The 12,615-nt window shown below is 70.8% G+C and carries 9 protein-coding genes; 5 read left to right on the top strand and 4 right to left on the bottom strand.

Going from position 1 to position 12,615, the window contains the following annotated elements; all coding sequences use genetic code 11:
- Positions 1-81 precede the first annotated feature (81 nt).
- Together ACWEBX_RS01795 and ACWEBX_RS01790 are read left to right on the top strand one after the other, a co-directional pair.
- The gene (locus tag ACWEBX_RS01795) at positions 82-927 is read left to right on the top strand and encodes a class I SAM-dependent methyltransferase (protein WP_451882928.1); all 846 of its coding nucleotides are present in this window, start codon (positions 82-84) and stop codon (positions 925-927) included.
- Complete coding sequence (locus ACWEBX_RS01790; protein WP_451882927.1) at positions 924-2,747, top strand: choline/carnitine O-acyltransferase; 1,824 nt, start codon at positions 924-926, stop codon at positions 2,745-2,747. The genes ACWEBX_RS01795 and ACWEBX_RS01790 overlap by 4 nt, the downstream gene beginning before the upstream one ends.
- A 112-nt stretch (positions 2,748-2,859) precedes the next feature.
- Here the strand turns inward: ACWEBX_RS01790 and ACWEBX_RS01785 are convergent, their stop codons facing one another.
- The 4 genes from ACWEBX_RS01785 to ACWEBX_RS01770 form a co-directional block, all read right to left on the bottom strand.
- Positions 2,860-3,579: a helical backbone metal receptor gene (locus ACWEBX_RS01785; RefSeq protein ID WP_451882926.1), complete on the bottom strand. Its 720-nt coding sequence runs from the start codon at positions 3,577-3,579 to the stop codon at positions 2,860-2,862.
- A 128-nt stretch (positions 3,580-3,707) separates the two neighbouring features.
- Positions 3,708-4,289, bottom strand: coding sequence for a helix-turn-helix domain-containing protein (locus tag ACWEBX_RS01780; protein WP_451882925.1), 582 nt, complete (start codon positions 4,287-4,289; stop codon positions 3,708-3,710).
- Positions 4,290-4,981: 692 nt separating this feature from the next.
- On the bottom strand, positions 4,982-7,591 hold the full coding sequence (locus tag ACWEBX_RS01775; RefSeq protein WP_451882924.1) for an ABC transporter permease/substrate binding protein: 2,610 nt from the start codon (positions 7,589-7,591) through the stop codon (positions 4,982-4,984).
- Positions 7,584-8,675 (bottom strand): quaternary amine ABC transporter ATP-binding protein, encoded by a 1,092-nt coding sequence (locus tag ACWEBX_RS01770; protein ID WP_451882923.1) that lies wholly within the window; start codon positions 8,673-8,675, stop codon positions 7,584-7,586. Before ACWEBX_RS01770 ends, ACWEBX_RS01775 begins: the two co-directional genes overlap by 8 nt.
- A gap of 170 nt (positions 8,676-8,845) precedes the next feature.
- Between ACWEBX_RS01770 and ACWEBX_RS01765 the strand changes: the two genes are divergently transcribed.
- From ACWEBX_RS01765 to ACWEBX_RS01755, 3 genes are all read left to right on the top strand, one after another.
- Positions 8,846-9,784 (top strand): 5'-3' exonuclease, encoded by a 939-nt coding sequence (locus ACWEBX_RS01765; RefSeq protein ID WP_451883002.1) that lies wholly within the window; start codon positions 8,846-8,848, stop codon positions 9,782-9,784.
- A 100-nt stretch (positions 9,785-9,884) separates the two neighbouring features.
- Positions 9,885-10,721 (top strand): siderophore-interacting protein, encoded by an 837-nt coding sequence (locus ACWEBX_RS01760; protein ID WP_451882922.1) that lies wholly within the window; start codon positions 9,885-9,887, stop codon positions 10,719-10,721.
- A 341-nt stretch (positions 10,722-11,062) separates the two neighbouring features.
- Complete coding sequence (locus ACWEBX_RS01755) at positions 11,063-12,613, top strand: amino acid permease (protein ID WP_451882921.1); 1,551 nt, start codon at positions 11,063-11,065, stop codon at positions 12,611-12,613.
- Positions 12,614-12,615 lie beyond the last annotated feature (2 nt).

Here is a 12,615-nt window from a genome sequence, read left to right as displayed (position 1 = left end):
CTTCGGCACTGGCGGGCGGCGAGAAAGCGTAGCCGCCGTAGGCCGTTTCCCCCTGCGCGATCCCACGGAGGAGTAAGCCCTGTGCGTTTCGACGTGACCGGAAAAGTCACACTCGACCACATCTACGACCAGCCCGATCCGCGAACCTACTTCAGGGTGCTACGCCCGCTCGACTACGGCGTTCCCCAGCAGGCCAAGCCCTACTTCGCCAAGATCATCACGGAGTACCGGGAGTCCCGGCACGTCGCGGTCCCGAAGGTGCTGGACATCGGCTGCTCGTACGGAATCAACGCCGCCCTGCTCAAGTACGACGCGACCATGGACGAGCTGTACGCGCGTTACGGCGACGAGGCGCGTGCGGGTGAGAGCCGCGAGGCTCTGCTGGCCCGCGACCGTGAGCTGGCCCGGTCGCGCCGGCCCCCGCAGGCGATCCGCTTCGTCGGCCTCGACACCTCCGGCAGCGCGCTGTCCTACGCGCGTGAGGCCGGGTTCCTCGACGACGTGGTGCACGCCGACCTGGAGGAGCACGAGCCCACGCCGCGGCAGCGCGCCCAGCTCTCGGGTACGGACCTCGTGATCTCGACGGGCTGCGTCGGCTACGTCACCGAGCGGACGCTCACGCGAGTCGTCCGGGCGCAGGGCGTCCACCGGCCCTGGATGGCGCACTTCGTGCTGCGGATGTTCCCGTTCGACCCCGTCGAGCGCGCGTTGGCGAGTCTGGGCTACCGGACCGTCCGCGTCGACGAGGTGTTCAGACAGCGGCGGTTCGCCTCCCCGCAGGAGCAGGCGCTCGTGCTCGACAGCATGTCGGCCGCAGGGGTGGATCCGCGGGGCCTGGAGGCGGAAGGCTGGCTGTACGCACAGCTCTACCTTTCCCGGCCGTACGACATCACAGGTACCGACGATCCGAATCGAGAACAGAGTTGAAGACCAGTCAGGATGGCGCGGTCAACGCGACCTTCGCCCAGGAGGACAACCTCCCGCGTGTGCCGCTGCCTACGCTGGAAGCGAGCTGCGAGAGGTTTCTCGCCTGGTGTACGCCGCTTCTGACCGACGACGAGCGGTCGGCGACCGAGGCGGAGGTCGCCGCCTTCCTCCGACCCGGTGGCCCCGGCCGGGTGCTGCATGCCGCGCTGGAGGAGTACGACACCACGGAGGGCGTGCAGAGCTGGCTCGACGTCTTCTGGCCGTACCGCTACCTGGGCCGCCGGGACCGGATCGCGCTCAACGCCAACTTCTTCTTCATGTTCCAGGACTCCGGCCAGGCGCAGGTGGAGCGGGCGGCCGGGCTCGTCGCCGGGGCCCTCAACTACAAGCGGCAGCTCGATCAGGGGCTGATTCCACCGGTGGTGCAGCGTGGAGCACCTCAGTCGATGGTGCAGAACAAGTTCCTGTTCTCCACCACACGTATCCCCGGCGCGCAGCAGGACACCGTCCGCGCCCCTTACACCGAGGAGTGGCCCGGCCCGTCCGGGGCCCGGCACGTCGTGGTGTTCTTCCGGGGCGGCATGTTCCGGCTGGACGTGCTGGGGCCGGACGGTGTCCCGCACAGTTTGGAGGACATCGAGGCGGGGCTGCGCGCCGTGATGAAGGCCGAACCGGCCGGCGCGGACACCTCGGTGGGCCACCTCACCACCCTGGCCCGCGCGGAGTGGGCGGCCGCCCGGGAGTCCCTTCTCGCCTGCCACCCCCGCAACGCCGACGCCCTCGACGACGTCGAGACCGCGCTGTTCTGCGTCGCACTGGAGGACTTCGCCCCCGCGGACGTCCAGGACGCCTGTGACCAGTTGCTGTACGGCGACCGCGGCAACCGCTGGTTCGACAAGGCCGTGTCCTTCGTCGTCTTCGCCGACGGACGGGCGGGCATCAACGTCGAGCACTGCGAGCTGGACGGGACGACGATCCTCACCTTCACCGACGCCCTGCTCGACACCCCTGCCGAGGAGCAGTCCCGGCAGTCCGGAGCCCGCTCCCAGGGGCTGCCCGCGCTGGAACCGATCGTGTTCGAACTGGACGACGCGCTGCGGGAACAGGCACGCTCAGCCGCCGAGGCGTTCGCGGCGTACGGGGAGAGCACCGCGACCAGCACGTTGTCGTTCGCGGACTTCGGCAGCGGCGCGGCCAAGGCGCTGGGGGTCTCGCCGGACGCGTTCGTCCAGGCCGCCTACCAGCTCGCCCACCAGCGCGCCAAGGGACACCTGGGCGCCACGTACGAGTCGATCGCCACCCGGCAGTACCGGCACGGGCGGACCGAGGCGATGCGCGTCGTCACCCCCGAGATGTCGGCTTTCGTGGCGGCGATGGAGGACCCGGCCGCGGACGCGGACACCCGGCGCACCGCGTTCCGGGCGGCCACGCAGGCCCATGTGGCGCGCGCGAAGGCGTGCCAGGCCGGGCAGGTGCCGGAGCAGCACCTGTGGGAGCTGGAGCTGATCCAGCGCCGGCGCGGGGCCGAACTCGGAGTGACCGAGCAGCCCGCGCTGTACCGGACGCCGGGCTGGCTGACCATGCGGGACGACTATCTGAGCACGAGCTCGGCACCGTCCGTCAACATCCAGTACTTCGGTTTCGGGTCGACCAGCAGCCAGTGCATCGGCATCGCCTACGTGCTGCTTCCCGAGCGGTTCAACCTCTACCTGAGCACGCCGCTGACCGTCGCCGCGCAGATGCGGACGTTCGCCGACCGGCTGCGCGAGGCGATGGACGAACTCCGGGAGCTGCTGGCCTCCGAGCGGCCCGAGGACTGAGCCGACCCCGCCGCCGGACCGGAACTCCCCGCAGGGGAACACGGTCCGGCGGCCCGGTCGGCTCCGGTGGCCGAGCCTGACCGGAACCGAGCTGGAGCCGAGAAGGCCCGGATCAGCCGTCGGCAAGCCGCAGCGCCGCGCCGAGGCGGGCCGGTGCCTCCGCCAGTGACGGGCCGTACCAGGTCAGCAGACGGCCGTCGACGAGGGCGCAGGGCAGGCCGGGGAAGGCCTCCGGGCCGTCGTCGGCCGTGAAGCGGTACGGCTCGTCGGGCAGGACCACGAGGTCGGCGCCCGACTCGGTCAGTTCGGTGACGGGGACGCGGGGGTAGCGCTCGGCGTGGTGCGCGTACGCGTTGTCGACGCCCAGCCTGGCCAGGACGTCTCCGGCGAAGGTGTCCCGGCCCAGCACCATCCAGGGCCGGCGCCAGACCGGCACGATCGCGGTCCTGCGGCGGTCCGGAGCGGCCGGCTCGGCCCAGGCGGTCTCCGCCGCGTCCAGCCAGCGCGGGCGGCCGCGCGCGCCGCAGGCGGTGAGCACCCGGTCCAGTTCGCGCAAGGCACCGGGCACGTCCCGCACCTCGGTGACCAGTACCTCGATCCCCGCCTCCCGCAGGGCGGCCAGATCGGGCTCCCGGTTCTCCTCCTCGTTGGCGACGACGAGATCGGGCGCCAGCCGTACGACGGTGTCGACGTCGGGGTTCTTGGTGCCCCCGATCCGGGCGACGTCCAGGTCCGCCGGGTGGCTGCACCAGTCGGTGGCGCCGACCAGGACGCCGGGCACGGACACGGCCACGGCCTCCGTCAGCGAGGGCACGAGGGACACGACCCGCATACCCGTCCGCCTCTCCCGCGCCGTCCTGTCTCCTGTCTCCCGCCATTCTCTCCCGCGCCGTCAGCACCCGCCCGGAACCGGGCCGGGGCCGGGCCGGGGCCTGGCCGGGTCCCCGTCGCCCGCGGCGCTCAGCGCTTACCGAAGGAGTGCGGGTCCTCCACCGCGTCGATGTGGTCGGCGACCTCGACGACGACGACCCGGGTGTCCGGCACGGTGGCGCGCCAGCGGTGCCGCACACCGCCCGTCAGATAGAGCGTGTCGCCCCGGCCCAGCCGGTGCGCCCGTCCCTCCGCCTCGACCTCGACACCGCCGTCGGCGACGAACATCAACTTGTCGTTGCGGTGCTGGAGTTCGCGGGCCTCCTCGTGGTCGCCGGTGAACTCGGTGGCGTGGAGCTGGTGGTGACCGCGCACCAGGGGGCGCGCGTGGGTCCCTGGGGTGAACTCGGGCCCGTCGTCGGCGCGCACGACGTCGACACTGCACGCCGGGTCGGCGGCGGCGAGCAGGTCGGCGGCCGTGGTGCCGAGGGCGTCGGCGACGCGTTCCAGGGAACTTCGGCTGGGCCGCGCCCGCTCGTTCTCCACCTGGCTGAGAAAGGGCACCGACAGGCCGCTGCGCTCGGACACGACGGCGAGAGTGAGCCGCAGTGCCCGGCGTCGTCGCCGTACGGCCGCGCCCACCCGAAGGGGCTGTTCTTTGCGGTCGCCCATCGCTCCGGCTCCCTCCCTCGCGTCGTCGGTCCGCGAACCGTGCGGATTTCCGGCCCGCTGCTTCTGTTGAGTTGTTTGCACCCTACGCATGTTCGGCAAACCGTTTCATGGACCCGTCACATCGCTGTCACTTCGAGGGAGTGTGAGGGTTACAGTTCGCGCCACCGCGCGAGCCGTCGCGCGCCTGGCGCCGCCGCGCCCTCGTACGGGGCTAAAGGGCCGATCACGAGGACGGGACACCCCGTCAGGACCCTCGGACGGCCGGATCGGATTCTGAAGTCCGTTGCGTCGGTGCGCAGTTGGTGGTGCGTCTCGGCTCGGGGCGCGCGCCGGCGGCCGGAGTCGGCCGGGTCCGCGCGCACGGAGCTGATGTGCGGCGGGCCTTCGGAACCGTGCCCGGCGACGGCCCGGACGACGGGCGCACGCGGCCGGCACCGTGCCGCGGGAACGCGCCGGCGGGGTGCTGTCGTGCGCCGCGGCACGGTTGTCCGGATCCCTCTCGTACGCCAGTACGCGACCACCGGCGCCGTCGCCCGCGCGTGCGGACCGGCGGCCGCCCGGACGGAAGGAGTCCGCGGGCCCGGGACGCGACGAGGGGTGCCCTCGTCGTACGGGTCAAGAGAACCCTGACGACGAGGACCACCCCTCGGAGTGAACCGCTCGACAACCCCCCGGCGGGGACGGCCCGTCCGCTACCGCGGAGTCATGCGTTCCAAAATGTCCGGGTGCTCGTCGAGCCACGCGGCGACGGCCTCCTCCTCGTGCCCCTGGCCGCGCTGCTTGATCTCGCTCTCCAGGCTGCCGAGTTCGGCCTCGCTCATCCGGAAGTCCTTGATCCACCCGGCCAGCTCCGGGTACCGGCTCGGGAAGTCCTCCGAGGCGATGGTCCGGATCGTGTTGCCCTCGCCGAACAGCTTCTTGTCGTCGGTGAGCTTGGTGAGCTTGTACTGGCTGTACGCCCAGTGCGGCGACCACAGCACGACCGCGACGGGCTTCTTCTCGGCGTACGCGCGCTTCAGCTCGGCCAGCATCGCGGGCGTGGAGCCGTCGACGACCTCGTACTCCTTGTCCAGGCCGTAGCCCGGAAGCACCTTCTTCTTGAGAAGGTTCATCTCACCGGTGCCCGGCTCGATACCGATGATCTTTCCGTCGAAGGTCTTCGACCTGCCCTTGAGGTCGGCGAGCGAGCGGACGTCCTTCACGTACGAGGGGACCGCGATCTCCAGGGAGGTCGGTTCGTACCAGGTGCCCAGGTCCTTCAGGTGGTCCTTGTGCGCTTCCCAGTAGTTGGACTGCGCGTAGGGCAGCCAGGCGTCGAAGTTGAGGTCGAGGTCGCCGGAGGCGAGGCCGGTGTAGACCGGGCCGACGTCCATCTGCTTGAGGTCGATCGTGTAGCCGCGCCGGGCGAGCACGTTCTTCCAGAGATAGGTGACGGCGACGTCCTCGTCCCAGGGGAACCAGGCGACGTCCAGCGGGCGCTTCGCCTCGGCGGGGGCGGCGGCCTTCTCGACGGGGGCCAGCTCGCCGACGACCGAGGGGTTCTTCTTCAGCCAGGCGCGCACGGCGTCCTGCTGCCTGCCCTTTCCGGCCTTGTTGATCTCGGCTTCGAGGCCGGTGAGCTGCTTCTCGGTCAGCTTGAAGTCCTTCAGCCACTCGCCGACGACCGGGTTGTCCCGCGCGAAGCCCTTGCGGGACAGCGTGTGCACGCCGTCGCCCTTGCCCCAGGCGCCCTTCGGGTCCTTGAGTTTCTTCAGCCTGTACTCGCTGTAGGCCCAGTGCGGCGACCAGAGGGTGGCGAGGACCGGCTGCTTCCTGGCGTACGCGCGCTTCAGCTCGGCCAGCATCGCGGGCGTGGAGCTGTCGACGACCTCGTACTCCTTGTCGAGCCCGTAGGCCTTGAGCACCTTGCTCTTGAGCAGGCCCATCATTCCGGCGCTGGACTCGATGCCGGTGATCTTGCCGCCGAACTTCCCGGACTGCCCCTTGAGGTCGTCGAGGGAGTCGACACCCTTCATGTAGGCGGGCACGGAAAGCTCCAGGGACGTGGGGCCGTACCAGGAGCCCAGGTCGTCGAGCTGTTTGCCGTACTTCTTCCAGTACTCGGCGTGTGTGGTCGGCAGCCAGGAGTCGGTCTCGAAGTCGATGTCGCCCTGGGCCAGCGAGGTGTAGAGCGGGCCGGCGTCGAACTGCTTCACGTCGACCTGGTAGCCGCGCTGCTCCAGGATCTCCTTCCAGAGGAAGGTGGAGGCGACGCCCTCGTCCCAGGGGATGTAGCCGATGGTGACCTTCTTGCCCTGGCCGACGTTCTCGCCGTCGGCGGCGGTTGCGGCCGTGCCCCCACCGCCGAGGACGCCCATCCCGCCGGCGACGAGTGCGAGCACGACGACGCCCGCCATTGCCACGACGGGACGGGGGCGGTACGACCAGATCCGCAGGCCCCGCGCGGCGCGCGCCTTGGCCGCGGCGCGCCGGCCGAGCGGGGAGACCTGGGTGCCGAGCGCGCCGGTCATGCGGTCGAGGTAGATCGCGAGGATGACGATCGCGACGCCCGCCTCGGAGCCGAGGCCGACGTTCAGCTGGCCGATGGCCTCGTTGACGTCGCCGCCGAGGCCGCCGGTGCCGACCATGCCGGCGATGGCGGCCATGGACAGGCCCAGCATGATCACCTGGTTGACGCCCGCCATGACGGTGGGCAGGGCCAGCGGAAGCTGGATGCGCAGCAGGGTGGCGCGCGGGGTGGTGCCGAACGCGTCGGCGGCCTCGACCAGGTCCTTGTCGACCTGGCGGATGCCCAGTTCGGTCATGCGGACACCGGGGGCCAGCGCGAAGATCAGGGTGGCGACGATGCCGGCGGAGGCGCCGGTTCCGAAGAACAGGATCGCCGGGATGAGGTAGATCATCGCGGGCAGCGTCTGCATGAAGTCGAGGACCGGCCGGACGACGGCGCTGACCCGGTCGGACCGGGCCGCCCAGATGCCCACGGGCACGGAGACGACGAGCGCGATGAGGGTCGCGACTAGGACCAGGGACAGGGTCACCATCGCGTCCTCCCACAGTTCGAGGGAGTCGATGAAGGCGAATCCGGCAAAGGTGAGCAGACCGGCCGAAGTGCCGCGCAGCCAGAAGGCGATGACGGCGAAGATGCCGGCGAGGAGCAGCGGCTGGGGTGCCTGGAGGACGGCGTCGATGCCGTCGTAGGTGCCCGTGAAGACGGTCTTGAGGAAGTCGAAGAGCCACGCCATGTGGTTCAGCAGCCAGTCGACCGCGTCGTTGACCCAGTCGCCGAAGGGGATCCTAGGCATGGGCCTTCACCCCCTTGTCCTGTCCGCCGTCCTGTCCGCCGGGACAGGTCCGGGGGCCGCCCTGCTCGTCGCCGAGGAAGCCGAGGAGCCGCTGCCGCGGGACGACGCCGACGAGGGCGTGCTTCTTGTCGACGACGGCGACCGGGTGCGGGAGGCGGGCGCTCATCGCGCAGAGGTCCACGAACGGGGTGTCGGGCGTGGCGGTCTCGCAGGCGCAGTCGGCCTCGTCGCCGCGCAGGTCCGTGCCCATGACGGCGGCCGCGGTCAGTACGCGCGAACGGTCGACGTCCTGGGTGAAGGAGGCGACGTAGTCGTCGGCGGGCCGGACGAGGATGTCCTCGGCGGTGCCGTCCTGGACGATGCGGCCGTCGCGCATGACGGCGATGCGGTCGCCGAGGCGCATCGCCTCGTTGAGGTCGTGCGTGATGAAGACGATGGTCTTCTCGAGCTTCTTCTGGAGCTCGAGGAGCTGGTCCTGCATGTCGCGGCGGATCAGCGGGTCCAGCGCGCTGAACGACTCGTCCATGAGCAGCAGATCGGCGTCGGTGGCGAGCGCGCGGGCGAGACCCACGCGCTGCTGCATCCCGCCGGAGAGTTCGTCGGGCCAGGACTTCTCCCAGCCGGCGAGTCCGGCCAGTTCCAGGGCCACGGCCGCCCGTTCACGGCGTTCGGCGGCCGGTACGCCCTGGACCTCCAAGCCGTAGCCGGCGTTCTCCAGCACGCTGCGGTGCGGGAACAGCGCGAAGTGCTGGAAGACCATGCTGATCTTCCGGGAGCGGACCTCGCGCAGCTCGCGCGCGCTGAGCCCGGTGAGGTCCTGGCCATCGAAGCGCACGTGTCCCGCGGTGGGCTCCAGCAGTCCGTTGAGCATGCGCAGCAGCGTGGACTTGCCGGATCCGGACAGGCCCATGACGACGAAGATCTGGCCCGGTTCCACCGTGAAGGAGGCGTCGATCACGGCGGCGGTGGTGCCGTCGGCGCGCAGTTCCTCACGGTCGGCCCCTTGGCGGAGCCGTTCCACCGCCGCTTCCGGTCGTCTTCCGAACACCTTGTACAGATGGTCGGCCTCAAGCCTGGATGACACAGGTGCCTCTCGTCGGGGCAGGGGCGCACACGCGGAAGGACGACCCGCGTGTTCCCGGCTGCCGATGACGGTTGAATTCACAACCGCGTTCGTCAGTGGCGGCGCCTGCCCCCGCTTACACGGAGCAAACACGGGAGTGGTCCAGGTCACTGTCAGTGGGGTACGGCATGATGCGGAACGTGACTCTGCAGACGCGACGACTGATGCTCCTCGACACCGCCTCGCTGTACTTCCGCGCCTATTTCGGCGTCCCGGAATCCGTGAAGGCCCCGGACGGCACACCGGTGAACGCGGTGCGCGGACTGCTGGAGTTCATCGACCGCCTGGTCAAGGACCACCGTCCGGACGATCTGGTGGCCTGCATGGACGCGGACTGGCGTCCGCAGTGGCGGGTCGACCTGATCCCGTCGTACAAGGCGCACCGGGTCGCGGTGGAGACGGAGACCGGCCCGGACGAGGAGGAGGTGCCGGACACGCTCTCCCCGCAGGTGCCCGTCATCGAGGAGGTCCTGGACGCGCTGGGCATCGCGCGCGTGGGCGTCGCGAGGTACGAGGCGGACGACGTGATCGGCACGTTCACCGGCCGCGCCACCGGCCCGGTCGACATCGTCACCGGCGACCGCGACCTGTATCAGCTCGTCGACGACGCGCGGGGGGTGCGCGTGCTGTATCCCCTCAAGGGCGTCGGCATGCTCCAGCTCACCGACGAGGCGTGGCTGCGCGAGAAGTACGGAGTCGACGGTCCGGGGTACGCGGATCTGGCGCTGCTGCGCGGCGACCCGAGTGACGGGCTGCCCGGAGTGCCCGGCATCGGAGAGAAGACGGCCGCCAAGCTGCTCGCCGAGTTCGGGGACCTGGCCGGCATCATGGCCGCGGTCGACGACCCCAGGGCGAAGCTGACGCCTTCGCAGCGCAAGCGGCTCGACGAGTCGCGGCCGTACATCGCCGTGGCGCCGACGGTCGTCAAGGTGGCCGGGGACGTGCCGCTTCCCGGGGTGGACACGGCGCTGCCGCACGCCCCGCGCGATCCCGCCGCGCTGGAGGAACTGGCGGCGCGCTGGGGTCTGGGGGGCTCATTGCACCGCCTGCTCGTGACACTGCAGGCTTAGCTGAACACTTTTGACCCGACGGATACCCCTTCGTGCATAGGTGTTACCGAGGAAGGAATGCTAACTTAGGTAAGCCTAACCATTTGAGCAGGAGGCAGTCATGGCAGAGCGCCCGGAACGCAAGCCCCGGAAGCCCCACTCCGCGAAGGTCGTGCGGACCGAGCGGCTGACGCCCCACATGCAACGGGTGGTCCTGGGCGGCGACACTCTGACGGACTTCGCCACGGGCGGCAGGACCGATCACTATGTGAAGCTGCTCTTCGGCCCCGCGGGTGTCACCTACCCCGAGCCCTTCGACATGGACCGCGTCCGCGAGGAGTTCCCGCGCGAGCAGTGGCCGGTGACGCGGACGTACACCGTGCGCGCCTGGGATGCCGGGACTCGTGAGCTGACCCTGGACTTCGTGGTGCACGGGGACGAGGGACTCGCGGGGCCGTGGGCCCTTCGGGCACAGCCGGGTGACCTCGTCCGCTTCATGGGCCCCGGTGGCGCCTACGCGCCCGACACGACTGCCGACTGGCACCTGCTCGCCGGTGACGAGAGCGCGCTGCCCGCGATCGCCGCCGCGCTGGAGTCACTGCCCGACGCCGCCACGGTCCGCGTCTTCGTCGAGGTCTCCGGGCCCGAGGAGGAGCAGAAGATCGACTCCGACGCGGAGATCGTCTGGCTGCACCGCGGCGACCGGCCCATCGGCGCGGCCCTGGTGGAGGCCGTACGGGCCCTGGAGTTCCCGGAGGGCCGGGTGCACGCGTTCGTGCACGGCGAGGCCGCCTTCGTGAAGGAACTGCGGGGTCTGCTGCGGGTCGAGCGCGGGATTCCGCGCGAGGACCTGTCCATCTCCGGCTACTGGCGCCTCGGCCACAACGAGGACGGCTGGCAGGCCGCGAAGCGTGACTGGAACGCTCAGGTGGAGGCGGAGCAGGAGGTACCGGCCTGACACCGGCCCTCCCTCGTCCCCGTACGCCCCAGGAGGCGGACCCGCATGACGCGGGTCCGCCTCCTGACGTATGCACGGGTGCCACCGGGCGGCGGACCCGCGAGGAACAGGCCTGCGGACCCGGCGGCGAGGCGCGAGGAGCGGAAGGCATGCCCGTGAACGGCGGACGCCGGGGGCGCGAGGAGCCCGTGAACGGCGGACGCCGGGGGCGTGAGGAATTGGGTCCGTCGGCGATACGGGCGCGTCACGCGGGGGAAACAGGGGCTCCCTAATTTCTGTCACCCGACAGGAATCCTGCTCGCCCTTCCCGCTCACCCTTCGCGCCGAAGGCAGGTACCGCCGTGACCACCACCGCCCCCTCCGATGTACGGCCCGATCCGCCCGCATCGCCGGACGACCGCTCCCTGACCGAGTTCGGCTACCGCCAGGAACTGCACCGCAACCTCGGCCGGTACGCCTCGTTCGCCGCCGGGTTCTCCTTCATCTCCGTCCTCACCACGGTCTTCCAGTTCTTCGCCTTCGGGTACTCCTTCGGCGGCCCGGTCTTCTTCTGGACCTGGCCGGCGGTGTTCGCCGGACAGCTCGCGGTCGCCGCCTGCTTCGCGGAACTCGCCGCGCGCTACCCGATCTCCGGCGCGATCTACCAGTGGTCCTCGCGCCTGTCGAACCCCTCCTTCGGCTGGTTCGCCGGCTGGATCATGGTGATCGGACAGACCGTCGTGGTCGCCGCGGCGGCCCTCGCGCTGCAGATGGTCCTGCCCGCGATCTGGGCGGGATTCCAGCTCATCGGCGACGATCCGGCCCCGACCAGCCCCGACGGTGCCGCCAACGCGGCCGTCCTGGGCGCCGTCCTGCTCGTCCTGACCACGCTGGTGAACGTCCTCGACAACCGCGTGATGTCCGCGGTCAACCGGATCGGCGTCACCGCCGAGATCATCGGCGCCGTCCTGATCATCGTGCTGCTGTTCACCCACTCCGAGCGCTCCCCCGGCATCACCTTCCACACCGGCGGAGGCGGCACCGGCCTGTTCGGGGCGCTGATGGTGGGCTCGTTCATGGCCGCGTACGTCATGATCGGCTTCGACAGCGCCGGAGAGATGAGCGAGGAGACCCACCACCCGAGGCGCACAGCGCCCCGTACGATCCTCACCGCGCTCGGCGCGGCCGGTCTGCTCGGCGGGCTGATCGTGCTCGGCGGGCTGCTCGCCGCCCCGAGCCTGACCGACGGCCGGCTCGGCGTCGACGGGCTGAGCTACGTCCTGACCAGCAGCCTCGGCGACGGGGTCGGCCGGGCGCTGCTCGCCGACGTAGTGGTGGCCATCGCGGTGGCGACCCTGGCGATCCAGACCGCCGCCGGCCGCATGCTCTTCTCGATGGCCCGCGACGGCCGGCTCCCCTTCTCCGCCCGGCTCGCGAAGGTCGACGCGCGCACCGGCATGCCGGCCGCACCCGCCCTGGTCGTCGGCGTCCTCGCGACGGCCCTGCTGCTCCTGAACTTCGCCTCGCCGGACGCGTTCCTGGCGATCGGGACCACCTGCATCGTGATGCTGTACCTCGCCTACGCGATGGTCACCGGCCCCCTGCTGGTGCGCCGGCTGCGCGGGCGCTTCGCGGTGGAGGGCACCGACGAGACGGGCGCGCCGCTCTTCTCGCTGGGCCGCTGGGGCGTCCCCGTCAACGCGCTCGCCCTCGCCTACGGCCTCTTCATGACGGTCAACCTGGCGTGGCCGCGTGCCGCGGTGTACGACCCGGCGGGCGGGCACTGGTACTTCCGCTGGTTCACCCTGCTGTTCCTCGCCGTGACGCTGGTGGTGGGCGCCGTGTACCGGGCGTTCGAGGCGCGGTCGGCGAAGGGAGCGGCGCCCGAGGCCGCCGAGGCCTCGTACGCTTGACC

It is taken from the genome of Streptomyces sp. NPDC005070 (assembly GCF_053600395.1).
Note: the sequence above shows the minus strand (reverse complement) of the source record. Positions and strands in the feature narration are given on the sequence as shown.

Coding starts and splice junctions, on each gene's coding strand:
- ACWEBX_RS01780 (WP_451882925.1), bottom strand. CDS start 4,289: ATGGGCGACCGCAAAGAACAGCCCCTTCGGGTGGGCGCGGCCGTACGG.
- ACWEBX_RS01775 (WP_451882924.1), bottom strand. CDS start 7,591: ATGCCTAGGATCCCCTTCGGCGACTGGGTCAACGACGCGGTCGACTGG.
- ACWEBX_RS01765 (WP_451883002.1), top strand. CDS start 8,846: ATGCGGAACGTGACTCTGCAGACGCGACGACTGATGCTCCTCGACACC.
- ACWEBX_RS01785 (WP_451882926.1), bottom strand. CDS start 3,579: ATGCGGGTCGTGTCCCTCGTGCCCTCGCTGACGGAGGCCGTGGCCGTG.
- ACWEBX_RS01760 (WP_451882922.1), top strand. CDS start 9,885: ATGGCAGAGCGCCCGGAACGCAAGCCCCGGAAGCCCCACTCCGCGAAG.